13 protein-coding genes are annotated in these 25462 nt (G+C 72.4%); 5 read left to right on the plus strand and 8 right to left on the minus strand.

The window, feature by feature from the left end:
* Window positions 1–56: 56 nt before the first annotated feature.
* Window positions 57–2633 carry a penicillin acylase family protein gene (locus tag ACYVD1_RS09715; RefSeq protein WP_460770503.1) on the minus strand — a complete coding sequence of 859 codons (2577 nt, stop codon included), beginning with the start codon at window positions 2631–2633 and terminating at the stop codon, window positions 57–59.
* 239 nt (window positions 2634–2872) lie between these two features.
* Between ACYVD1_RS09715 and ACYVD1_RS09720 the strand changes: the two genes are divergently transcribed.
* The 5 genes from ACYVD1_RS09720 (at window position 2873) to ACYVD1_RS09740 (ending at window position 15982) form a co-directional block, all read left to right on the plus strand.
* The gene (locus tag ACYVD1_RS09720) at window positions 2873–3109 is read left to right on the plus strand and encodes a hypothetical protein (RefSeq protein ID WP_460770505.1); all 237 of its coding nucleotides are present in this window, start codon (window positions 2873–2875) and stop codon (window positions 3107–3109) included.
* 296 nt (window positions 3110–3405) lie between these two features.
* Window positions 3406–13815: an amino acid adenylation domain-containing protein gene (locus ACYVD1_RS09725; RefSeq protein WP_460770507.1), complete on the plus strand. Its 10410-nt coding sequence runs from the start codon at window positions 3406–3408 to the stop codon at window positions 13813–13815.
* Window positions 13816–13916: 101 nt separating this feature from the next.
* Window positions 13917–14126, plus strand: a complete 210-nt coding sequence (locus ACYVD1_RS09730) for an MbtH family protein (protein WP_460756219.1) — start codon at window positions 13917–13919, stop codon at window positions 14124–14126.
* 63 nt (window positions 14127–14189) lie between these two features.
* Window positions 14190–15185, plus strand: a complete 996-nt coding sequence (locus ACYVD1_RS09735) for an ATP-binding cassette domain-containing protein (RefSeq protein WP_460770509.1) — start codon at window positions 14190–14192, stop codon at window positions 15183–15185.
* Window positions 15182–15982, plus strand: coding sequence for an ABC transporter permease (locus ACYVD1_RS09740; RefSeq protein WP_460770511.1), 801 nt, complete (start codon window positions 15182–15184; stop codon window positions 15980–15982). The genes ACYVD1_RS09735 and ACYVD1_RS09740 overlap by 4 nt, the downstream gene beginning before the upstream one ends.
* Before the next feature lie 30 nt (window positions 15983–16012).
* Here the strand turns inward: ACYVD1_RS09740 and ACYVD1_RS09745 are convergent, their stop codons facing one another.
* From ACYVD1_RS09745 to ACYVD1_RS09775, 7 genes are all read right to left on the minus strand, one after another.
* Window positions 16013–17200, minus strand: a complete 1188-nt coding sequence (locus ACYVD1_RS09745) for an MFS transporter (protein ID WP_460770513.1) — start codon at window positions 17198–17200, stop codon at window positions 16013–16015.
* 38 nt (window positions 17201–17238) lie between these two features.
* On the minus strand, window positions 17239–17961 hold the full coding sequence (locus tag ACYVD1_RS09750; RefSeq protein WP_460770515.1) for a GNAT family N-acetyltransferase: 723 nt from the start codon (window positions 17959–17961) through the stop codon (window positions 17239–17241).
* Window positions 17962–18054: 93 nt separating this feature from the next.
* A complete protein-coding gene (locus ACYVD1_RS09755; RefSeq protein ID WP_460770565.1) occupies window positions 18055–19092 on the minus strand; it encodes a nitronate monooxygenase in 1038 nt (345 codons plus the stop codon).
* An 86-nt stretch (window positions 19093–19178) separates the two neighbouring features.
* Window positions 19179–20537 carry an MFS transporter gene (locus tag ACYVD1_RS09760; protein ID WP_460770517.1) on the minus strand — a complete coding sequence of 453 codons (1359 nt, stop codon included), beginning with the start codon at window positions 20535–20537 and terminating at the stop codon, window positions 19179–19181.
* A 194-nt stretch (window positions 20538–20731) separates the two neighbouring features.
* Window positions 20732–21394, minus strand: coding sequence for a TetR/AcrR family transcriptional regulator (locus tag ACYVD1_RS09765; RefSeq protein WP_460770519.1), 663 nt, complete (start codon window positions 21392–21394; stop codon window positions 20732–20734).
* A gap of 9 nt (window positions 21395–21403) precedes the next feature.
* Window positions 21404–23944, minus strand: coding sequence for a PEP/pyruvate-binding domain-containing protein (locus ACYVD1_RS09770; RefSeq protein WP_460770521.1), 2541 nt, complete (start codon window positions 23942–23944; stop codon window positions 21404–21406).
* Entirely contained in the window at window positions 23941–25431 is a 1491-nt protein-coding gene (locus tag ACYVD1_RS09775) for an MFS transporter (protein WP_460770523.1), read from the minus strand. Before ACYVD1_RS09775 ends, ACYVD1_RS09770 begins: the two co-directional genes overlap by 4 nt.
* Between the last annotated feature and the right edge of the window lie 31 nt (window positions 25432–25462).

A 25462-nucleotide genomic window follows, 5' to 3' on the forward strand; every position in this document is an offset into this window, starting at 1 on the left:
TCCGGTCCCGGCACTGCCCGGGACCGGAGCCGTCCTGTTCCGCGGCCCTCCCGCGGCTAGGGGACCAAGGTGAGTTCGTCCGTGCTGGCCTCGCGTACGGCCTCCTCGGTCACCGCCCAGGGCAGGGTCTCGCCCTCGGCCCACAGCTCCAACTGGTCGTCGTAGTTGGGGTGGAAGGCGTGGCCGGAGTTGCCGGTGAGGTTGATCCACGTGGAGGAGTCGCGGTCGGACAGGTCCACGACCATCCGCATGGACGGGACCGTAGTGATACCGAAGCCCTCGGACGCGTCCCAACCCGTGGCGTTCACGATGTCGGACCCGCCCGAGGTCTCTACCGGGCCGCGGTTGAACAGCCACTCCACGGGGCCGATCCCCGACGTGCCGAACGACTCGTGTGTGGCGGTGAGGGTGTGCAGGTCGCCCCAGCGCCAGTCGGCGGGGTCGTCGCCGAGCAGTTCGGTGAGTTCCTCGGCCCCGGCGTCCATGGCCGCGGCCAGGACCTCCTCCCGGCCGCTGGCCTCGTCGCCCTCCCACCAGGAGGACTCGGGGTCCTCGAGCAGCTGGGACACCACGTGCATCGCTCTTGAGCCGCCGCCCATGGCGTGCTCGCCCCATTCCCCGGCGCTGTCGGGGTCGTCGGGCTCACCCGGCTCACCCAGGTCGACCAGTTCGTCGAAGAGCAGCGGCAGGAGCTGGCGCCAAGTGGCGTTGTAGAAGGCCGCCCCCGCGGAGTCGGGCTCGTTGCGGTGGTCCCATTCGCGCAGCAGCTCCTGGGCCTCGGCGGTCGTGCCCTCGACCTCGGTGTCCAGCAGGAACGGGGTGACCTCCATGGCGCTCGTGTGGAGCGAGTCCATGAGGATCTCCTCCATGTCTTCGGTGGTCACCGGCCCGTCGGCGATCGCCTGGTCCAGCAGGTCGTTGATCCGCTGGCCCCGGTAGCCGTAGTTCCAGTCCGAGGTCAGGAAGTGTTCGTAGTCCTCGTCGACGACCGACTCGTTCGCCGTGGAGATGACCCCGGATTCGGGGTTGTACACGCTGGGGAGTTCCTCGAACGGGATGTACTCGTCCTCCCAGTCGTAGTCCGAGTCCCATCCCGGGGCGGGCCAGCGGCCGTCGCCTTCACCCCGGACCGGTACCAGGCCGGGTGCCTGGTACCCGATATTGCCCTCGTTGTCGGCGTAGACGAGGTTCTGCGACGGCACGTCGAACTGGCTGGCGGCCTCGCGGAATCCGTCCCAGTCACGGGCCCGGTTCATACTGAAGATCGCGTCGGCCGCGGTGCCCGGTTGGAGGGCGGTCCAGCGCAGGGAGACCTCGTACGGGCCGTCTTCGCCGTCGGCCGCGTTGGCGCCGATCGCGTCCAGGTTCTCGCCGGGCGGGCCCGCCTGCTCCGTCGACAGGATCGGTCCGCGGTGGGTGGAGCGGATGGTCAGGTCGACGTCCTCGCCCCCGGAGACCTCGACCGTCTCCTCGATGATCTCCAGCGGGTGCTCCTCGCCGTCCACCACGTAGTGGTCGCCCTCGACCTGCTCAAGGTAGAGGTCCATGACGTCGGGGTTGAGGTTGGTGAAGCCCCAGGCGATGGACTCGTTCTGGCCGATGACCACGCCGGGTAGGCCGGAGAAGCTGAAACCGCTCACGTCGAACGGGCACTCTTCGGTGATCTCCGTGCAGTGCAGGCCCATCTGGTACCAGGTGGACGGCATGGAGGCGCCGAGGTGGGGGTCGTTGGTGAGCAGGGGCGCGCCGGTCTCGGTGTGCTCACCGGAGACGACCCAGGAGTTCGAGCCCAGGTCGGGGCTGTCGGAGGGGCCGACGAGGTCGGGGATGGCCTCGCTGACGCCGGAGAGTTCCGCGAGCGCGTCGGCGGCCCCGTCCGGCATGTCCGGGGCCGGGGACAGGTCGGCCTCGGGCTCCGCCCCGTTGTGCTCTTCGGTGGCGGTGATGGGGTCGTGCTTGTCGGAGGGATAGGCGGGGTAGAGCTCATCGATCCGCTCCTCTTCCATCCCCTCGGCGAGGAGCAGTGCGCGCTCGGTCTCCTGTTGGAGGTTGCCGCCGAGGTCCCAGGCCATGGCCTTGAGCCAGGCGAGACTGTGCACGGGGGTCCAGGGCTCGACCGTGTAGTCGTCGGCGGTGATGCCGAGGAGGCCGTACTCGAGGCTGGCGGCGAGCCCCTGGTTGTCGTCGATCCAGGCGTTCACCCCGGCCGCGTAGGCGTCCAAGTAGCGCTGCGTGTCCTCGTCGAGGATCTCGTACTCCTGCTCGGCGATCCGGTGCCAACCCATGGTGCGCAGGTAGACGTCGGTCTCCACCTGGTCGGGGCCGAAGAGTTCCGCGGTGCGCCCGGCGGTGACGTGGCGGCGGAAGTCCATCTCCCAGAAGCGGTCCTGAGCGTGGGTGAACCCCTGGGCCGTGAACAGGTCGTCGGCGTTGTCCGCGTAGACGTGCGGGACCCCGTGGCCGTCGCGCAGCACCGAGACGGGGGAGTCCAGCTCGGAGAGGGAGAGCTCGCCGGAGGTCTCCGGGAAGGAACTCCGTACCGCCCAGACCCCCAAAAGGGACGCGACGAGGGCAAGTGACGCGACAACGGCGACAGACCCCAGGAGGACACGAAGAAGGACACGCTTACGCATTACACCCATAGGCGGAACTCTAGAGTGGCCCGGGTCACGCCCACCAGAGTCCCGAGGGTGACAATCCCAATTGTTACCAATCGGTAGGAAACGCGGCTTCCGTGCGCGGCGTGCGGCGTCCGGAAATCGGTGGCGAATCCGACCAATACCCGGACGCTTCGGCCACGAATGCCTGACGGGCCGCTCCGCCCCCACGGCGGAAGGCCCGTCCAGCCACCTCGTGAAGGGAAACCGCTGCCATGGGACGCACGTGCAGCCGCGCCGCCGCCCTCCTGTTCTCCGCCTTCGCCGCCACGGCCCTGTCGGGCCTGGCCGCCTCGCCCGCCCATGCGGCCTCCGCCGACACCGATGCCGCCGACGCCGAATCCTCCGCGTCCTCACCGGAGCTGCTCGGGGGTCTCGTCGGGGGCGGCGGTCCGGCCGGAGACGGCGGCCTGGTCAACATCTTCATCGGCAACTACCAGGTCAGGAACTAGGCACACTGCAGCCCCGCGCGGCCGGAGGGAAACAGTCCCCGGTCGCACGGAAAAGTCCGGGACGAGCTGAGCGGCGAGGACGCGCCATGTGACGCGCCTCACGCCATCCTCTGGGCGCAATGCCCCGAATCACCCGTGAACCAAGCGAGTGAAAGCGGTCAACCTTCAGCAATGGGGCGATCGCTCGGGATGCGGGGCACCGCCTCCGGGCGAGCGGACCCGGCCTCCCACGAGCCCCACACCCGCGTCCCCTCCGCTGCTCGCGCGGAGGCGCCGAAGCGATCGGAAGGTTTTCGATGACGAACACCGGCCACCCCCACCGCCTGCCGCTCACGGCCGCCCAGAAGGGGCTGTGGTACGCCCAGCAGATGGACCCGGGAAACCCGGTGTACGCCATCGCCGAGTACCTGGAGCTCAACGGTCCGCTGGACGTACCGGCCCTGTGCTCGGCGATCCGCCGGGCGGTGCTGGAGACCGAGTCGCTGCACCTGCGCTTCGGCGAGGACGACGGGGTGCCCTGGCAGGAGGTCCGCCGCCCCGAGGACTGGTGGCCCGACGTCGTCGACCTCACCGCTGAGGACGACCCCGCCGAGGCGGCTCGCCGGTGGATGCGCGAGGACCTCGCCCGGTCCCTCGACGTGCGTGGAGACACCCTGTTCGCCGAGGTCGTCTTCCAGCTCGGCCCGGAGCGCCACTTCGTCTACCAGCGGGTCCACCACCTGCTCCTGGACGGCTACGGGGCGATGCTGGTCCTGGCCCGGATCACCGAAGTCCACGACGCCCTCGTCGCCGGAACCGAGCCCGGGCCCAACCCCTTCGGGTCGATGAGCCGGCTCCTGGACGAGGAGGCGGCCTACCGCGAGGACGGGACCGCCGCGGAGGACGAGAGCTTCTGGGCGGAGCGGATGGCCGACGCACCCGAAGCGGTCGGCCTGGCCGGTCAGCCCACGCGGATGCCGACCAGCCTCAACCGGGCCACCGCCCACCTGCCGCGCACGGTTGCCGCCGGGCTCCAGGCTGCCGCCCGCGAGCAGCGGACCAGCCTGCCCGCCGCGGTCCTCACGGCCACCGCCGTCTACCTCCACCGCCACACCGGTGCCCGCGACATCGTCCTGGGGCTGCCGGTGACCACGCGCCGCACCCCGCACGCCAGGTCGGTCCCGGTCGCGGTCTCCAACATCATCCCGCTGCGCGTGCGGGTCCGGCCGGACCGGCCCGTGTCCGAACTCATGGGGCAGGTCGCGCGGGAGACCCGGCAGGTCCTGCGCCACCAGCGGTACCGCTACGAGGAGATGCGCCGGGGCGGTGGCTCAGGCAGCACCGGCCGCCGGGTGACCGGCCCGTCGGTGAACATCATCCCGCCGCTGGGGGAACTGGTCTTCGCGGGTCTGCCGGCCACCACGCACAACCTGTCGGTCGGGCCGATCGAGGACCTGTCCGTCATCTTCCACGGGCTCAGCGCCGCCAGCGACATCCGCGTGGACTTCGACGGCAACCCCGACCTCTACACCGCCACCGATCTCGAGGACCACCAGCAGCGCCTGTTCCACGTCATGCGGGCCATCGCCGACGACGCCGCCACCCCGGTGGGCGTCCTCGACGTACAGTCCGCGCAGGACGAGCGGGAGGTGCTGGAGCGGGCCGGCGGCGCCACCCGCACGCTGCCCGACCACACCGTCGCCGCCGAGTTCGAGCTCACCGCCTCGCGCACACCCGGGAACACCGCCGTCGTCGCGCCCGACGGAAGCCTGACCTTCGCCGAACTCGACGACCGCTCCGACCGCTGGGCGGCCCGGCTCGCCCAGCACGGAGTAGGCCCGGGCTGCGTCGTCGGTATCCGCCTGGGGCGGCACACCGACCTCCCCGTGGCCCAGCTGGCCGTGCTCAAGGCCGGCGCGGCCTGCCTGCCGCTGGACCCCGACTACCCCGAGGGCCGCCTGGCCGCCATGGTCCGGGACGCCCGACCGGACGTGGTCCTGGCCCACTGCGCGACCGTGCCCGGCACCGCCGACACCGGCACCGTGTTCATGGACGACCCGGCCATCCGGGCCTGCGTGGAGCAGGGGCCCCGCCCCAGCCCCGCCGAACTGACCCGTGCCGCCACCGCAGACGACCTCGCCTACGTCATCTACACCTCCGGTTCCACGGGCACCCCCAAGGGCGTGGCCGTGGAACACCGGTCCCTGCTCAACCTCCTGTACTCCCACCGCGAGCGCGTCTTCGGCCCCGCTCAGGACCGCCTCGGCAGAAGACTCAGAGCGGCGCACACCGCCGGACTCTCCTTCGACGCCTCCTGGGACCCCTTCCTCTGGATGGTGGACGGCCACGAACTGCACCTGGTCGACGACGGACTCCGCCGCGACCCGCAGCGGCTCACCGCCCACCTGCGCGAGCGCGGACTGGATGTCGTCGAGACCACCCCCTCCTTCGCCCGCGCGCTCCTGGACGAAGGGCTGGGCGGGCCCGGCGGGCCTTCGGTCATCGCCCTGGGCGGCGAGGCCGTGGACCGCGACCTGTGGAACACACTCGCGTCCCTGGAACACGTGAGCGCCCACAACCTGTACGGCCCCACCGAGACCACGGTGGACAGCCTTACCGCGCCCATCACCCCCGGCACCGAGCCCGTGATCGGGGCCGCGGTCGCCAACTCGCGCGCCTACGTCCTGGATTCGGGGCTCAGGCCCGTGCCCGAGGGGGCCACGGGAGAGCTCTACGTGGCGGGCGAGGCCGTCGCCCGCGCCTACCGGGGCCGACCCGTCCTGACCGCCGAGCGGTTCGTGTCCGATCCCTTCGCCGCCGACGGCGGCCGAATGTACCGCACCGGCGACCTGGTGTCCCCGGGGCCTGGCCACACCCTCCGCTTCCTGGGCCGGGCCGACGACCAGGTCAAGGTGCGGGGCGTGCGGGTCGAACCGGGCGAGGTGGAGGCGGTCGTCCGGGCCGCGCCCGGCGTGCGCCGGGCAGCGGTGGTCCCGGTCGGCGACGGCACCGACACGCGCCTCGTGGCCTACGTGGTCGCGGCGGACACCTCCGACACCGAGGTGAGCCCATCCGGCACAGAGCAGGTCCGCGCGCACGCGGCCGACCGGCTACCGGGATTCATGGTCCCCGCGCAGGTCGTGGCGGTTCCCGAGATCCCGCTGACCCCCAGCGGCAAGCTGGACCGCGACGCCCTGCCCGCGCCCACCACCAAGGACTCCCGGTCCCGCCCGCCGCGCACGGAGCGCGAACGGCTGCTCTGCGCGCTCATCGCCGAGGCCGTCGGTGTGGACACCGTCGGCGTGGACGACGACTTCTTCGCCTTGGGCGGCCACTCACTGCTGGCCACCCGGCTGATCGGCCGCATCCGCTCCGAGTTCGGCGCGGCCCCCGCCATCCGCGAACTCTTCGAGAACCCGACCGCCGCCGCCTTGGCCCGGTCCCTGCCGGAGACGGCCGAAACGGGTCCCCGCCTGGAGGTACGCGAACGCCCCGACCGCATTCCCCTGTCACACGCCCAGCGCAGGCTGTGGTTCCTCAACCGGTTCGCACCGGGCTCGGGCGCCTACAACATTCCGGCGGCGCTGCGGTTGCGCGGCGAGCTCGACACCGGTGCCCTGCGCCGCGCCCTGGACGACGTCGTCGAGCGCCACGAGACCCTGCGCACCGTCTTCCCCAGCCATGGGGAGGAGCCTGAGCAGCGAGTGCTGGCCTCGCGCGCAGCCGACCTCGACTACGCCTCGGTCACCTGTCCGGAGCAGGACCTGGAGCGTGTCCTCGCGGCGGAGGCCGGGCGCGGGCTGGACGTCACCGCCGAGACACCGTTCCGGGTCCGGCTCCTGCGGGTCGGCGACAACGACCACGTCCTCCTGCTCGTCCTGCACCACATCGCCGGAGACGGCTGGTCACTGGGCCCGCTCGCCCAGGACCTGGCCGCCGCCTACGCGGCCCGCTCCGAGGGCCGGGCACCTGAATGGGCGCCCCTGCCGGTCCAGTACGCCGACTACACCCTCTGGCAGAACGAGGTGCTCGGCTCCGCCGCCGACCCCGACAGCGAGATGTCGCGGCAGCTGGGCTTCTGGCGCGACGCCTTGCGCGGTGCCCCTGAGGAAGTGCTCCTCCCGGTGGACCGCCCCCGCCCCGAGCGGTCCAGTGGCCGCGGCGGCTCGGTACCGCTGGCCCTGTCCCCGGAACTGCACGAGCGCCTGAACGAGCTGGGCGACCGGCACGGCGCGAGCATGTTCATGGTGCTCAACGCCGGGCTGGCCGCCCTGCTGTCCCGCCTCGGCGCGGGACCCGACCTGACCGTCGGCACACCCACGGCGGGCCGGTCGGAGGTCGAGCTCGACGCGCTGGTCGGCTTCTTCGTCAACACCGTCGTCATCCGCACCGACGCGTCCGGAAACCCGACCTTCGACGACCTGGTCACCCGCTCAAGGGATGCCAGCCTCGCCGCGTTCTCCCACCAGGACGCGCCCTTCGACCGAGTCGTGGAGGAGCTGCGGCCGCCGCGCCGCAGCTCGCGCCACCCGCTCTTCCAGGTCATGCTCGCCCTCCAGAACATCCCGGCCGCGCAGCCGTCGCTGGACGGGCTGGAGACCAGCGTGCAGGAGGGGGTCGGCACCGACCAGGCCAAGTTCGACCTCACCCTGAACCTCACCGAGCACCAAGGCACCGACGGCTCCCCCGCCGGGCTCCTGGGCGGCTTGGAGTACGACGCGGACCTGTTCGACGGCGACACCGCCGCGTCGATCGCCGCGCGCTTCACCCACCTGCTGTCGGCGCTGGCCGCGACGCCGGACACCGGCGTGGCGGAGGCCGAACTCCTCCTGCCCGGCGAGCGGGACGCGCTGGCCGCGGGTGCGGTCGGACCGACCCGCCCACACGAGCCCGAGACGATCCTGGACGCGTTCACCGCCCAGGTCCTGTGCACCCCGGACCGCACCGCCGTGGTCGCCGGCGACGACACCCTCACCTACGCCGAACTCGACGCCCGTGCCGAGAGCCTGGCCTGCCTGCTCGCCGACCGCGGTGCGGGCCCCGGGACGGTCGTGGCGACGATGCTGCCCCGCTCGGCCGACCTCGCGGTCGCCCTGCTGGGCGTGCTCCGCAGCGGGGCGGCCTACATGCCGGTCGACACCTCGTACCCGAGGGAGCGGATCGACCACATGCTGGCCGACGCCGCGCCCGCGCACGTCCTCACCACCACGGGCGACCGGACACGCCCGCCCGCCGACAGCACGGTGCTGCACCTGGACGCCCTGCCGCCGGACACGTCGATGAACGCTGCCCCACCCGGCCCCGGCCCCCACGACGCGGCCTACGTCGTCTACACCTCCGGTTCCACCGGCCGCCCCAAGGGCGTGGTCGTCGAGCACCGCTCGCTGGCCAACCTGTTCCGCTCCCACCAGGAGCGCGTGTTCGAACCGGCCCGCGCCGCCGCCGGTCGGCACCTGCGGGTCGCGCACACCGCCGGGGTCTCCTTCGACGCCGCGTGGGACCCGTTTCTCTGGATGGCGGACGGCCACGAACTGCACGTCGTGCAGGACCCGCTCCGAGGGGACGCCGAACGCCTGGTCGCGCACCTGCGCGACCGCGGGATCGACGCGGTCGAGACCACCCCGTCCTACGCCCGCCAGCTCCTCGCGCTGGGCCTGGTCGGCGGCGGCGCCGACGGCGGGTCCGGCTCCGGCTCCGGCCCGAGCGTGATTGCCCTGGGCGGCGAACCCGTCGACCCCCGGCTGTGGCGGGAACTGGGCGAGACACCGGGGCTGGTGGCCCACAACCTCTACGGGCCCACCGAGTGCACGGTCGACAGCGTCACCGCCCGCTCCGACGAGGAGGACGAACCGGCCATCGGCAGACCGATCGCCAACACCGGCGCGCGCGTGCTGGACACCCTGCTGCGCCCGGTCCCCGCCGGGGTGGTCGGCGAGCTCTACCTGACCGGCGCCGGGATCGCCCGCGGCTATCTCGGCCGCCCGGGCCTGACCGCCGACCGCTTCGTCGCCGACCCGTTCGCCGCCGACGGATCCCGCATGTACCGCACCGGCGACCTGGTCACCCGGCGTCCGGACGGGGTGCTGCGCTACGTCGGCCGCGCCGACGGCCAGGTCAAGATCCGGGGCCACCGGATCGAGCTCGGAGAGGTGGAGGCCGTGGTGGCCGAACACCCCGACGTCGCCCAGGCCGGGGTCGCGCTCACCCGCACCAAGGACGGTGACGCGCGGCTGGCCGCCTACGTCACCGCCCGGTCCCGCGCGGCTCCGGACACCCGCGGGGTACGCGACCACGCCGCCCGCAGGCTCCCCGCGGCCATGCTGCCCGGCGTGGTCATGGTGCTGCCCGAACTCCCGCTGACCCCCAACGGCAAGCTCGACCGGTCGGCGCTGCCCGAACCGGAGGCCGTCGCCGGCGGCGGCCGGGGTCCGCGCGACCGGAACGAGGCCGTGCTGTGCGAGCTCTTCGCCAAGGTCCTGGACGTGCCGGAGGTGGGGATCGACGACGACTTCTTCGAGCTCGGCGGACACTCGCTCCTCGCGGTGCGCCTGGTCGCCCGCATCCGGCACGCGGTGGGCGCCGAGGCCGCGGTCCGCACCCTGTTCGAGGCGCCGACCGTCTCCGGTCTGGCCGCCGCGCTCGGTACCGGACGCCACTCCCGTCCGCCGCTTCAGCCGGTCTCCCGGCCCGAGCGGACTCCGCTGTCCTTCGCGCAGCGCAGGCTCTGGTTCCTCAACCGCATGGACACCACGGCGGCCGACTACAACCTGCCCATGGCGGTGCGGATCACCGGAGCACCGGACACGGAGGCCCTCCGCGGGGCCCTCGGTGACGTGACGGCACGCCACGAGAGCCTGCGCACCGTCTTCCCCGACGCCGACGGCGAGCCCTACCAGCGCGTGCTCCCGCCGGAGTCCTCGGCCCCGGAGACCGGCTTCACCGAGGTCGCCTCCGAAGAGGAACTACACCGGGCCCTGGCCCGCGAAGCCGCGAGGGGATTCGACCTGGCGGTCGAGACACCCCTGCGCGGGCACCTGTTCAAGGCGGGCCCCGACCACGTGCTGCTGCTGGTCCTGCACCACATCGCGGGCGACGGCTGGTCGACCGCGCCGCTGGCACGCGACCTCTCCACCGCCTACACCGCCCGCGTGCACGGCACCGCCCCGCTCGGCCGGGACCTCCCGGTCCAGTACGCCGACTACGCGCTGTGGCAGCGCGAGGTGCTGGGCGACGACAGCGACCCGGGAAGCCCGCTCCGGCGCAGCCTCGACGCGTGGGCCCGCCGCCTGTCCGGCGCCCCCGACGAGCTCAGGCTCCCTTCTGACCGCCCCCGGCCGCGCACCACCTCCCAGCCGTCCGCCAGCGCGCCGGTCGACCTCGGCGCGGACCTGCACGAACGGCTGCTGCGCGTGGCACGGTCCACTTCCACGAGCCTGTTCATGGTGCTCCAAGCTGGTCTCGCCGCCCTGCACACCCGCCTGGGAGCGGGCGAGGACATCGTCATCGGCACCCCGGTCGCCGGGCGCACCGACCCCGCACTGGACGAGCTGGTCGGGTTCTTCGTCAACACGCTCCCACTGCGCACCGACACCTCCGGCAACCCGTCCTTCACCGAACTCCTGGCCCGGGTGCGCGACGGGGACCTGGACGCCTTCGACGACCAGGAAGTGCCCTTCGAGCAGATCGTGGAACGGCTGAACCCGTCCCGTGCGCTCGGGCGGCACCCCCTGTTCCAGACCGTCCTCACCCTCCAGAACAACGAGACCCCCACCTTGGAGCTGCCGGGGCTGGACGTGCGGCCCGAACCGGGCGCCACCGCGCCGGGAGCCAAGTTCGACCTCTCCTTCGACCTCGCCGAGCAGACCTGCTCCCTCGGCGGCGTCGGGGGAGTCGCGGGCACGCTGGAGTACAACAGCGCGATGTTCGACCCGGCCACGGCACGGCTCCTCGTCGAGCGGTACGTGCGGCTGCTGGATGCGGCCACCCGGGCCCCCGGGACCCCGCTGGGACGGCTGGACATCCTCTCCGGCGACGAGCGGGCGGGCCTGCTCTCCGACGGCCGGGGCCGCAGCCGGGAGCTCCCGGCCGAGACCGTCGTGGAACTGTTCGAGGACCAGGTCCGGCGTACCCCCGACGCCACCGCCCTGGTGTGCGGAGGGGAGCGGCTCAGCTTCGCCGCTCTCGAACGGCGGGCCAATTGCCTCTCCCGCTCGCTGGTCAAACTCGGGAACGGACCCGGCGACGTGGTCGCCGTCCTGCTCCCCAGGTCGGTCGAGACCGTGGTGAGCCTCCTCGCCGTCCTCAAGAGCGGGGCCGCCTACCTCCCCTTGGACGCGGACCATCCCGACGAGCGGCTGGCCGCCATGGTCGAGGACGCCGAACCGCGGCTCGTGCTCACCGACGCAGCACTCGCGCACCGGCCCGCACTCACGCACCGGACCGCGGGCGGGACCGAGGTCCTTGGGGTGGACACCCTCACGGACAAGCACGGCGACTGCCACTGCGCCACCGCGGGCGCCCCGACCGACCGCGAGCGGGTCCGTCCGCTCTCCGCCTCCGACGTGGTGTACGTCATCTACACCTCCGGTTCCACCGGCCGACCCAAGGGCGTCGAGGTCGAGCACGGATCCCTGGTCAACCTGTTCCTGAGCCACAGGGAGGAGCTCTTCGCCCCGGTGAGCGAGGAACTGGGCCGCAGGCTCCGCGTCGCGCACACCGCGGGCGTGGCATTCGACGCCTCCTGGGACCCGGTCCTCTGGCTGGTCGGCGGCCACGAACTCCACATGGTCGGGGACGGCGTGCGCCGGAACCCCTCCGGGCTCGCCGACTACCTCCGCCGCAACGGGGTGGACTCCATCGAAACCACGCCCAGCCACGCCCGCAGACTCATCGCCGAGGGGGTGCTCGACCACGCGGACGCGCTCTCCGTCGTGGCGCTGGGCGGCGAGGCGGTGGACACCGACCTCTGGGAGACGCTGAGCCGGCGCCCCGGCGTGCGCGCCTACAACTTCTACGGGCCCACCGAGACCACGGTGGACGCCGTCGTCGCCGGGATCGGCGGCGAGGCGGGACCCACCATCGGCCGACCGGTCGGCAACATCCGGGTCTACGTCCTGGACAACGGGCTCCAGCCCGCGCCCGTGGGTGCCCTCGGCGAGCTCTACATCGCCGGGGCCGGGCTGGCGCGCGGCTACCGCAGCCGACCCGGAATGACGGGCGAGCGGTTCGTCGCCGACCCCTTCACCGCCTCCGGCGGGCGCATGTACCGCACCGGCGACCTGGTGCGGTGGCGCTCCGACGGCACCCTGGACTTCGTCGGCCGCGCCGACGACCAGGTCAAACTCCGCGGTTTCCGCATCGAACCCGGGGAGGTCAAGGCGCACCTGGTCGACCATCCCGACGTCGCTGATGCCGCGGTCCTGGTGCGTCGTACGGCGAGCGGGGACGCCAGGCTCGTGGCCTACCCGGTGCCGCGCGAGCGGCCCGGCCCCACCGACGCGGAACTGCGCCGACACCTCGGCGCCCAACTTCCCGACTACATGGTCCCCGCGGTCTTCGTCCGCCTGGAGTCCGTGCCGCTGACCGTGAACGGGAAGGTGGACCACGCTGCCCTGCCCGACCCCGCGGACCACGCACCGCAGGTGACCGGGGTACCCGAGACCCGCCGCGAGGCCCGGCTGTGCGCGCTGTTCGCGGAGGTCCTGGACCTGCCGAAGGTCGGCGTCCACGACGGGTTCTTCGAACTGGGCGGTCACTCCCTGCTGGCGGCGCGCCTCGTGCGCAGGGCCAGTTCCGTCCTGGGCCGGGAGGTCACCGTCCCCATGCTCTTCCAGAACCCCACGGTCGCCGGGCTCATCGGGGCCGCCGACGGCCCGGACCGTCCGGACAGCGCCCAGGGCGGAGCCGCGCGGAGCGGGCTCGGCCGGATCCTGCCGATCCGCGCCACCGGGGAGGGCGCACCGCTGTTCTGCGTGCATCCCGCCGGGGGACTGGCCTGGTCCTACTCGGGGCTGGCCCGGTACGTCGGCGCCGACCACCCCGTCTACGGCCTCCAGGCCCCGGGGCTCGCCCCCGGCGACCCGGTCACGGACCAAGCACCGGATCTGAAGGCACTGACCGAGGACTACGCCGCACGCATCCGCGGGATCCAGCCCGAGGGGCCCTACCATCTGCTGGGCTGGTCCTTCGGCGGCAACATCGCACACGCGCTCGCCGGACACCTCCAGGAGAGCGGCGACGAGGTGGCGACACTCGCATTGCTGGACTCGCACCCGTTCGGGCAGGACGCCGACACGGACTTCGCCGACGACGGTGAGGTCCTCACCGCACTGCTCCGGGCCTTGGGCTACGTCCAAGCGAGCGCTGACCTGCCCGAAGAACCCACGGCCAGAGACGCCCTGGAGGCCTTCCAACGGGCCGACGACCCCTTGGGCGCGCTTTCGGAGGAGACGGTCGACGCCATGCTCCGCGCCTTCGACCAGCAGGTGTCCCTGCTGCGCCACGGCCAGCCGCCGGTCTTCGACGGGGACGTCCTCTTCTTCACCGCGACCCGGGACAGCGTTCCCGGGGTCTCGCTGCCGGAGCGGTGGCGGCCCCTCGTCGACGGCCGGATCGACGACCACGACGTGGACTGCACCCACGCGCTCATGGCCAGGCCGGGGCCGCTGTCGGTGATCGGTCCCGTCGTCGCCGACCGGTTGGCCCGGCCCCTCACCAGCCGGGCCTGAACCATCCGGCCGGAGCCACACGGCCCCGGCCGCACTTGAGCCCCCGGCCATCTCGGCCGCATTTCGCCAGAACAACAGTCAAAGAGCAGAAGGAACCAGCCATGCAGAACCCGTTCGACGACACCGACTCCACCTTCCTCGTCCTGGTCAACGACGAGGATCAGCACTCCCTGTGGCCCGCCTTCGTGCCGGTCCCGGCCGGGTGGGTCGTGCGCCACGGCCCGGACGAGCGCCAGGAGTGCCTCGCCTACATCGACGCCAACTGGACGGACATGCGGCCCCACCGGGTCCGCCAGCTCGACGCCGCCTGACCGCTCCGGCCCGGTCGGTCGGCCGCACCAGCCGACCGGGCCACCGACCACGAAGGGAGTGACGTGGACCCCGAAGACCATGTCATCGACGTCGAGGGCCTGAGCAAGTCCTTCGGAAAGCACCGGGCGCTCCGGGGGATCGACCTCCGGGTGCCGCGCGGCCACGTCCTGGGCCTTCTCGGACCCAACGGAGCCGGGAAGACCACCGCGGTCCGCGTGCTCACCACCCTGCTCCGCCCCGACAGCGGACGCGTCCGCGTCGCCGGACACGACGTCGTGACCGACCCCGGAGCGGTCCGCCGCAGTATCGGGCTCTCCGGCCAGTACGCGGCCGTGGACGAGAAGCTCACCGGCTTCGAGAACCTGCGCATGGTGGGCCGCCTGTACGGGATGAGCCGCAAGCAGGCCGCCGAACGCGCCCGCGAACTGCTGCGCCGCTTCCGGCTCTCGGACGTGGCAAGCCAGCGTTCGGGCGCCTACTCGGGCGGTATGCGGCGCCGCTTGGACCTGGCCGGGGCCCTGGTGGCCCGGCCGGAGGTGGTCGTCCTCGACGAACCCACCACAGGCCTGGACCCGCGCGGGCGGATGGACACCTGGGACATCGTGTCCAACCTGGTCGAAGACGGCACCACCGTCCTCCTGACCACCCAGTACCTGGAGGAGGCCGACCAGCTCTCGGACACGATCGTCGTCATCGACAAGGGGACCGTGATCGCCCGAGGCAGTTCCGACGCGCTCAAGGAACACATGGGGGTGTCGAGGATGGACTTCGTCCTCGCTGACGCCGGGGACCTCGACCCGGCTGCCGCAATCGTCGCCGACTACGGCAGCGGTCCTCCCGAGGCGGACTGCGGCGCCCGCCGCCTGTCCGTGGCCACATCCGAGGGTCAAGGGGCTCTGACCCGTGCGCTCGCCGCGCTGGAACGCGGGGGTGTCCCCGTCGTGGAGGTGGCGTTGCGCCGCCCCACCCTGGACGAGGTGTTCCTGGAACTCACCGGACAGGGCGAGCGGGACGCATCGGCGGCCGATCCCGCCCCACTGGCCGGAGGCCCGCGGTGAAAGCGCTCATCAGATCGGTGTCCGACAGCGGTGTGGTCGCACACCGCAACCTGCTCAACGTCCTCAGGACCCCGGGTTCCATGGTCTCCGGCGTGATCCAGCCGGTGATGTTCGTGCTGCTGCTCGCGTTCGTCTTCGGCGGCAGCCTGGGAGGAGCGGAGTACCGGGAGTTCCTGATCGGTGGGATCTTCGCGCAGACCCTGCTGTTCAACTCGTCCTTCACCGCGGTCGGGCTGGCCAACGACCTCCAGAAGGGCATCGTCGACCGCTACCGGTCGCTGCCCATGTCCAGGATCGCGGTCATCCTGGGCCGGACGATCTCGGACCTGGCCACCAGCTCCCTTTCCCTCCTGGTCACCGCGCTCGTCGGCCTCGCCATCGGATGGCGCGTCACCACGGGCGCGAGCGAGGTGTTCCTCGGCGTCGCGGTGCTGCTGTTCTTCGCCTTCGCGACCTCCTGGATCGGCGCCTTCATCGCCCTGACCGCCCGCAGCGTCGAAGTCGCCCAGAGCCTGGGCCTGGTCTGGCTCTTCCCGGTCGCCTTCGTGTCGGGCGCCTTCGTGTCCATCGAGGCGATGCCCGCCCCGCTGCGCGTGCTCGCCGAGTGGAACCCGGTCACGGCCGTGGCCTCCGCGGCCCGGGAGCTGTTCGGCAACGCGCCCCCCGCGGGACTGGCCCAGCCCACCGGCTGGCCCGCGGAGAACCCGGTGCTCTACGCGGTGCTGTCCTCGGCGGCCGTCATCGCCGTCTTCGCGCCCCTGGCCCTCAACCGCTACATCCGCATCAGCGCCCGCTGACCGGCCGCCCCAAGCGAACGTCCGCACCGCTCAGCAGGCCCGCTCCGCACGGGCGCGCAAGAGGAGCGGGACGCACAGGAAGACGACGGTGCCCATGAAGGCGAAATAGACCGGGGCGGAGACCTCCAGGAGGTGGCCGCCGAGGACGGGACCCGCGAAGAAGCCCAGGTAGCGGAGCTCGGACAGGCCGAAATAGGTGCCCTTGCGTTCGTCGGTGGCGATGGTGTGCACCGCGATGTCCGGGAGGGGCAGCAGGATCGCCTCGCCCAGGGTCCAGAACACGATGCCCGCGTACAACAGCGCCACATGGCTCGGGCTCAGCCAGAAGCAGGCGAAGGCCGCCGTGAAGAACACGCAGCCCAGCGCTGCCAGCGGCCCCCGGGAGAGGCGCTCGGACAGCCAGATCACCGGGGGCTGCACGCCCAGGGCCAGGACCGCGTTCACCACCAGCAGTGACGCGAACAGGTACTCCGTCCGGTCCCCGTACTGATCCTTCATGTACAGCGGAATGGCCGTCTCCATCTGGGAGAACACCAGGAAGAACACCCCGCCCGCCCCGATGGCGGCGAGGAGGACGGGGTCGCGCAGGGCCCGGGTCCACGGGGTGGGCGCCCGGTGCGTGTTATTGCGCTCAAGGCGCGACAGGTCACCGCCGCGGACCACCATCACGGCGAGGTAGAGCGCGAAGAGGACCGCCGGAACCAGGAAGAACGCCACCGTACTCGCGTGGTAGAGCACGCCGCCCACGGCCGGGCCGACGATCGCGCCCAGGCACAGGGTGATGTAGCGGACCCGGAAGATCCGGCCGTCACCGGTGTCGGCGAGCGAGAGCAGCTTCTTCATGCTCGGCTCGACCATCGTGCGCGCCACACCGAGGCACAGCAGCAGGAGGACGATCGCGACGGGCTCGTCGGCCAGCGGCAGTGAACCGTAGACGGCGACGTTCAGCACCAGGCCCACACGCATCAGCCGGACCGTGCCGAAGCGGTCGGCGAGCATGCCGCCGAGCAACCCGCCGAGCGCCGCGATCAGCGGGATCCCGCCGACAACCGCGCCGATCATGGCCGCCGAGAGTCCGGTGCGGTCGGCGAGGTAGAGCGCGGCGAACGGCAGGGCGGCGAAGAACGCCATGGAGTTGAGCAGCGCACCCAGAACCAGGGTGCGCTCGTCGCGGCTGAACCGCCACAAGGACGGGCGCCGGGTGGGTGTCTCGGCCATAAGGGGCCTTACCGGGGGAGGAGTGGTCCTCGCGAACTCTAGCCCTCGCCTGTGACACTTTCGGCTGTGCGCCGGGCGGGTGTGTGGAAGGCCCCGGTGCCCTCGTGGGTGAAGCCCATCGAGTCGTAGAGCGGTCGCCCCTCGGAGGAGGCCACCAGGACGACGTCGCGTTCGGGGTGCGCCGCGATGACCGCGGCCATGACGGAGCGGCCGACACCCTGTGAGCGGTGCTCGGGGATCGTGGCCAGCCAGAACACGCACACGACGTTCCCGTCGTCCAGGGTCAGGCAGGCGGCGGCCGGGTCGCCGCCGCGTCGGACCAGCCAGGCGTCGAATCCTGGGACATCCAGGAAGCCGCCGGGCAGGAGGAGGTCCGGCTGGCGGTGGGGGAGTGGGAAGCCGAACACGATGGTGTGCTCCGCCACCGCGAGGTCAGCGGGGTCCTCGACGCGGGACACCTCGTGTTGTGCGGCCGGCGTCGGGAGGGACCGGTCGCGGTGCAGGATCGGCCAGGCGGCGCGTTCGAAACCGGGGAGATCGAGCTGCGCGTAGGGGTCCTCCAACGCCGCGGAGCCCGGGAGGCGCAGGGCTTCCAGAGCTTCCGGCAGCAGCTCGTACGTCGGGTCGACCACGTTCACCCGGACCTCCTCCTCGCCGAGCAGGACGTCCGCGTTCCCGTGGCGCCGTGCCTCGGCCCGGCCGGAGCGCAGGTACCGCCACATCGAAGAGGAGTTGTGCGCGTACGCCCGAACGGCGTCCATGGGCTGCCCTTTCCGGGGATCGCTTCAAGTGAGGTGGAGGTGCGCGGGCCCGCGCTCGCCAGAGACGCGCGCCCACCTCGGTGACCGGGCGCGTCAGATGCTGGCGCCCTCCTTGACGGCCTCGGCGCGCAGCTCGGCGACCAGCTCGGCGGCGGGCAGCTCCCGGGAAGCGCGGAAACCGGTGCCCGCCCACAGGGCCATGCCCTCGGGGTCGGCGGCGCGGGCCGCGGCGGCGCGCAGGGGCTTGGTCATGTGGTGGACCTCCGGGTACGCCGAGGGGGCATCCCGGTGTTCGGTCATGAAGCGGTTGGTCAGCCCGCGTGCCGGACGGCCGGTGAAGGCCCGGGTCAGCGAGGTCTCGGTGAAGGCGGGGTCGGCGAGTGCGGCCTTGTGCAGGGGTTGGGCCCCGCTCTCCGGGCAGCGGAGGAAGGCGGTGCCCAGCTGGACCGCGGCCGCCCCGGCGTTCAGGGCTGCGGCGATGCCCGCACCGGTCATGATCCCGCCGGCGGCGATGACGGGCACATCGACGGCGGCCACGACGTCGGGGAGGACCTCCAGGAGCGGACGGTCGTCGCCGCGGGCGGGGTCGAAGGTGGCGCGGTGGCCGCCCGCTTCCAGACCTTGGACACACAGGCCGGAGGCGCCCCGGGCCACGGCGGTGCGGGCCTCGTCGACGGTGGTGGCGGTGACGACCGTGGCCGACCCGGTCGCACGGAGGCGTTCCAGGACCTCGCCGGAGGGGCAGCCGAACGTGAAGCTCACGAGTGGGACGGCGGCGGCCGTCAGGACGTCGAGCTTGGCGTCCCAGGAGTCGTCGTCGTAGCGGGCCGGTCCGACATCCAGCCCGTAGCGCCGCGCGTCCGGGGCAAGCTGCGCCCGGTAGGCGTCCACCGCGGCGGTGCTGGCGGTCCTGGGGCCGGGCACGAACAGGTTCACCCCGAAGGCCCTCGTGCCCTGGTCCCGGACCGCGCGGATCTGCTCGGCGAAGGCGTCCGCGGTGCGGTACCCGGCGGCGAGCGACCCCAGGCCGCCCGCACCTCCCACCGCGGAGACCAGCGCTGGTGTGGACGCACCGCCAGCCATCGGAGCCTGGAGGATCGGGCGCTCCACAAGGAGTTCGGACAGCTCCATAGCCACTCACTTCTCCCACGTCAACCGGTACCCACGTCAACCGGATCGAAGGCTAACAGGTGGCGCTCCGACGGCTACGAACTGCCTTACGCATTCTCCCCGGGCCGGTCTTGGACCCGCTCGACGGGCTGCTCCCCGGGCCGGTCGGGGGATTGCTCCTCGGGTTCGTCGGCGGACCTCCGGGTCGCCCCGTTCTGCCGCGCCGCCCAGGTGAAGTCCGCCGACTCCGGGAACATGCGGGCGAGCACGAGGGCGGCCAACGCGAGGACCAGGGCGACCGCCGCCAGGGAGGACACGGCCAGGGGGATGCTCCACACCTCCCACAACCATCCGAACGCACTCGTGGTGAGGGCACCGCCGAGCAGACTCACCACCGTCACCGCCGAGAACATCGTGTTCCGGTTGGCGTCGGTGAACATCTGCTGGCACCACTGCCCGCTCAGGACCCCGCCCATACCGATGAGGAACTCCGCAGCCATCAGTCCGGCCCACAGCGGGACCACCTCGTACGCCATCAGCACCAACGGCAGCCCGATCCCCGTCGAGACCACCGGGCCCCACACCTGGGGGCGGGTCTGGTCCACCCACCGTGAGCAGAACGCTCCCGCGGTCAGCGACACGGTCATCAGCAGCATGAACAGGCCGTTCCGGCGCACGTCTTCGTCGCCGTACTGGGCCAGCAGCAGCGGCTGCCACGCAACGACCAGGAGCATCGTCGCCACCATCAGGGACACCGCCAGCACCACCTGGGGGACGAACCGGCGGGTGGCCACCAGGAGCACCGACTCCAGGACGATGGTGCCGATGCGCCGGTCCGGCTGCCCCGGTGTGGCGGGGAAGCACACCGGTACGAGGACGGCCAGGACCAGCACCAGCACGCCGCCCGCGGCGATCAGGGCATCTGCCGGCAGCCACGTCCCCGCGACCATCACCGACGCCGCACCCAGGACCGAGCCCGCCCGGGCGGACACCGCGCCGACCCGGACGACTTGGGAGATCCGCGTGTTCCGCTCGTGGTCCCCGATCCGGTTGATCAGGATCGCGCTCAGGGTGCCGGACTTCAGTGACGCGCCGATGTGGCCCAGGCACATGCCCACCAGGGTGAGCGCGAGGCCGTCGACGAACCCGAGGGTCACGAATCCCGCACCCCACACCATGAGCCCGATCCAGAGCAGGCGGCGGTGGCCGAAGCGGTCGCCCAGGGCACCGCTGGGCGCTTCCATGAGCAGCCCGATCACCTGGCCGCCCGCGATGATCATGCCCACGGCCCAAGGATCGGCGCCGCGCGCGATGATCACGGTGACGAAGACCGCGCCGAACGCGAAGTCGGACAGGGTGCTGAGCATCGTATAGACGCTGAGCCGGGCGAGCAGCGGGACCTTGGCGCGGTTCGGGGGCGGGGGTTCGCATGGTGGAAGGCGGTCGGAGGCGGGGGGTGGTGCCATGGCAGTCCTTGCCTGGAGGGCCCGTGACCGCAACCGCGACCCGGGCCGGTGGAGCGGAGTGCGCCGACGGTAACAGCACGCTGCCTCGTCACTCCACGTGTTTTCCCACCGCACAGGGTCAGGAGCTCGGTCGGACCGACCATCGCGCCCGGCCGGCAGCTCAACCGGTGCGCCGCCGCACCGGGTCGGCTGACTTAGGGCCTGTGGTCCGCCCCGCCCTGAACCTCCTGCTGATCCCCGTGCGCGCCCGGCTCGTACGGCACGGTGTGGAACAGCGGCACCAGGACCGTGTCCACGATCTCGACGACCACGCCCTCGGGGATGGGCTCCAGTTGGAACAGGAAGCGGTTGCGCAGCAGCGACTGTCCGACGTCCAGCCGCGGGCCCACCACCGCCTCGGGCGGGATCTCGCCCCGCTCCACGGCCCTTCGCGCGACCTCCGCCATCATCTGCCGGCTCATCCCCCGAGAACGGGCGCGGATCTTTTCGGCGTGGTCCGGGTAGGGCAGGGTCTCACCGAGCAGTCCGCGCAGCGCCGTCCCGGCGGGGCTGTCGAGCATCGCGGCGGTCTGGCGGAGCACCGCCAGCAGGTCACCCCGCAGACTCCCGGTGTCCGGGATCTCGGACGGGTCGGGAAGCAGGTGGTAGACGGCGTCCATCACCAGTTCGGCTCGGGAGTTCCAGCGCCGGTACAGGGAGGCCTTGCTCGCCTTGGCCCGCTCGGCGACACCCTCCATGGTCAGCGCCGCGTAGCCATGCTCCCGCAGCTCCTCGATGGTGGCTTCGAGGATGGCGTTGACCAGTGCCTCCCCTCGGCGTCGGGGGCGTTTGCGGTGGTCGGTGTTCTCGGCGGACATGACCGCATCCTACGGAGCCGGGGTGATACGGCCGCCCCCGCCGTCCACCGTGACCCTCGCCCCTTCGGTGAGCACGGACGTGCCGGTACCGGTACCCATCACCGCAGGGAGGCCGTATTCGCGGGCCACGATCGCCGCGTGTGAGGCGATCGCCCCCGAATCCACCACCACCGCGGCGGCCCGCTGGAACAGCGGGGTCCAGGCCGGGTTGGTGTACGGGCAGACCAGGACGTCCCCCTCCCCGAGCCGGTGGAAGTCCTCCGCCCCGCGGATGATCCGGACCGTCCCGGTGACCGTTCCCGAGCTGGCGGGCGAGCCGGTGACCAGCGCGTCGCCGTCGGCCTCGCGTGGGTAGACCCGGGCCGGGTCGATCAGACGTACCCCGGCCAGCTCGGCGCGCTTGGCCGCCCGCTGCCGCACCAGGGAGCGCAGCCGCTCGGCCTGGACCTCGGGGATCGTCTCGGCGTCCTCGACCTCTGCCACCTCCGCCATGCGCAGGTGGAAGACGTCGAATCCCGCCGTCAGCACCCCCGCCCGCCGGAGCCGCTCGCCGATCTCCAGCAGGGAGCGGCGCAGCGCCGGGAGCATCGCGGTGAAGTAGAAGTGGGAATCCTCGCGGAAGGCCACGCCGCCCTGTGCCGCCCGCAACCAGCGTTCGGTCCGGGCGCGTGCGCGGCGGCCGCGCAGCAGAGGGTGTTCGAGCAGGCGCTCCAAGGCCCCCGCGGACCTGGACGCGGTGCCCCGTTCCTGCTCAGCCGCCTCGGGCTGACCGAGCAGGGAGCGGACCAGGCCCAGCACCACCTCGGGTGACTCGACCAGGGTGGGCGCGCTGACCAGCAGCGGGGACGTGGTCTCCCGGCGCCCGTACTCGCGCAGGAAGCCGTCGAGGGCGGCGCGGAAGTCAGCCGACCCGGTGCCGGTGTCCTCTCCCAACGCGCGCAGAACCTCGTCGGGTTCGTGCTCGGTGACCAGCTCTCGCAGCCGGGGTTCGGCACGTACCAGGTCGGCCAGCGCCTGCAGCGCCTCGTTCGAGTCCTCGGTCCGGGTCCGGGCCCCGCCGAGCAGGTCGGCGATCAGCTTCCCGCGGCCCAGGAGCCTGGCGGCCAGCGCCATTCGGGCCAGGGCGAGGCCGCTGCCGGGCAGGTAGTCGATCCGCAGGTCACGGCAGGTATCCATCAGGGCCAGCGCCCGATCGGGGACCGCGGTCAGTTCCGCCCAGGTCAGGGCGGACAGGTCTAGGGCGTCCAGCGCGTCGGCCTCGGCGAGGAACTCCGCGAGCCGGGGGTCCCCGGCCCAGTCGGCCGGTCGGAACCGACGGGCCTTGCGTACCAGCTTCCAGGGGGTGAGTACCGCATTCGGCGCCGGGTGCGGTGAGGGCGGGACGATCTGGACGACCACCCCGTCCTCCTCGCGGAGGAAGTTCGCGAAGGCGCCCCGGAGGCCGTAGTACTCGGTGATCTCCCGCATCATCTCGGTCGGACCGTGCCCCAGCCAGGTGCTCACGTCCATGGGGTAGGGGCGGACCGGGAGGTACTCCATGAGGATCGCCCCCTGGAGGCGTTCGCGCCGGTTGAGCGGGGTGGAGGGCGGTGGTAGCGCCGTCATCGGCCGGGCCTGCACGATCCGGAAGCGCCCGTCCGAGAGCGCCCACTCGATGTCCTGCGGGCGGCCGAAGTGCTCCTCGACGGTCCTCGCGTGCGCGGCCAGTACCGTCAGCTGCGCCTCGGAGAGCAGCGGAGCCCGCGAACCCGCACCGGTCCCGCCTGACTCGGCACCGTGCTCCTCCCGGACCCCGCCGCCCGCGACCGAACGGACCACCACCTCGCCCCGCCCCGGGGTCCACTCCACGACCCGGCCGCGCTCGTCCAACAGGTAGTGGTCGGGGGTGACCAGGCCGGACACCACCGCCTCGCCCAGCCCGGACCCGGCGTCCACGACGGTCCGGTCGCGTGCCCCGCTCACCGGGTCGGCGGTGAACACCACCCCGGCCACCTCGGAGTCGACCATCACCTGGACGACCACGGCGATCCGCACGTCGGCCTGGTCCACCGAGCGCTCCCGCCGGTAGGCCACCGCCCGGTCGGTCCACAGCGAGGCCCAGCAGCGGCGCACAGCGTCCACCAGGGCCTCGGCCCCGACCACGTTCAGGTAGGTGTCCTGCTGCCCGGCGAAGGCCGCCCCGGGCAGGTCCTCGGCGGTGGCGCTGGAGCGCACCGCTACGGGAACGTCCGTACCCAGCCGCGCGTAGGCGTCGGCGATCGCCTCGCGCAGCCCGTCGGGCAGGTCCGCGCCGACCACCGCGGCACGGAGCGCGGCGGGATCCGGATTCCGCCCGTCCGCCGCGGAGTCGAGGAGGCCGGCCAGCCCCGCGGAATCGGCGACGGCGGCGTAGGCCCCGGTGGTCACGACGAACCCCTCCGGCACCGGCAGCCCGGCGCGCAGCAGTTCACCCAGATTGGCGGCCTTGCCGCCGGCGGTGGCAAGGTCCTGCGCGCCGAACGCCGCCAACGGGGCGACCGGCGGGCTGTGGATAGCGGCGGTTGAGCTCATGATTGCTCCCGTTCGAGTTCGGTCTGTGCCTTGGTGCGCAGGGGTATCGCGGGCAGGGCCAGAGCCAGCAGGAAGGCCACCACCAGCAGTGGGGCCACGGTCAGGACCGCCGCGGGTACGGCGGCGCCGAAAGCGGCTTCCACCAGCTCCCCGCTGTCCGCCGGCAGAGCGGCGATCGCCTCCGGTGTGAGGGCGTCGAGGTCCGCGGCCTCGGCGGGGACCCGGTCGGCGAAGGAACGGGTGATCAGAGCGCCCATCAGGGCGACGCCGACACTGGCGCCCACCTGGCGCAGGAAGAGCACCGAGGAGGTCACCACCCCGAGGTCGGACGGGTCGGTGGCGTTCTGCGCGGCCAGCATCACCACCTGCATGACCATCCCGACCCCGAGGCCGATCAGGAAGAGCATCGCCACCAGCCCCGGAACACCCCACCCGTCGGCGAACAGGCCGAGCAGCAGGGCGCCCGCGGCCATCAGCGCGGTACCGCCGATCGGGTACCGCCGGTACCGGCCGCTCCTGGTGATCAGCCGTCCCGAGACGGTCATGGTGACCAGGGCCCCCGCCATCAACGAGGTCACCAGGAACCCCGCCTCGGTTGCGGTGGTGCCCAGCCCCACCTGGGCGAAGGCGGGCATGTAGGTCAGGGTGCCGAAGAGGGCGAAGCCCACGGTGAAACTGAGCAGGACCGGGACGGTGAACCCCCGCTGGCGCAGCAGGCGCAGCGGCAGCACGGGATCGCGAGCGTACCGGGCCGAGACCAGCCAGAGCACCAGCGCGGCGGCGGTGGCCCCGGCCAGTACCGGGACCACCCACCCCGGCCGCTGCGCGCCACCGGCCAGCAGGTCGGCCAGGAGCACGGTGCCGACCACGGCCGCGGCCAGCGCGGCGGCGCCGAACAGGTCGACCGGCTGGCGGTCGTGCGGCCTGGGCAGGTGGAGGGTCAGGGCGAGGGCCACGAAGGCGATCGCGCCGAGCGGCAGGTGGATAGCGAAGATCCAGCGCCAGGAGAGCAGGTCGACCATCACCCCGCCGAGCAGGGGACCGCCCACGGCCGGCAGAACGTAGGCGGCACCGAACAGCCCCAGGTAGCGGCCGCGCTCACGGGGGCTCACGATTTCGCCGACGGTGGCCTGGGCCCCGATCATCAGGCCGCCACCGCCCACGCCCTGCAGCACGCGGGCGCCGACGAACAGCGGGAAGGAGGCGGCCAGCGTGCACAGCAGCGCGCCGAGGACGAAGAGCACCAGGGCGGCCAGGAGCAGCGGTTTGCGGCCGAAGCGGTCACCGAGCCTGCCGTAGACCGGCAGTACCGCGGTGGCGGCGACGAGGTAGGCGGTGATGACGGCGGGCATCTGGTCCAGCCCGCCGAGCTCCCCCGCGATCTCCGGCAGGGCGGGGGCGACCGAGGTCTGGTCCAGCGGGGCCAGCACCATCACCAGCAGCAGTCCGGGCAGGGTGAGCGCCAACGACTTCTGTTTACCGGCCATCACACTCCCCAAGCCTTTAGAGAACGAACAG

The sequence above is a fragment of the Nocardiopsis nanhaiensis genome (genome assembly GCF_054778635.1).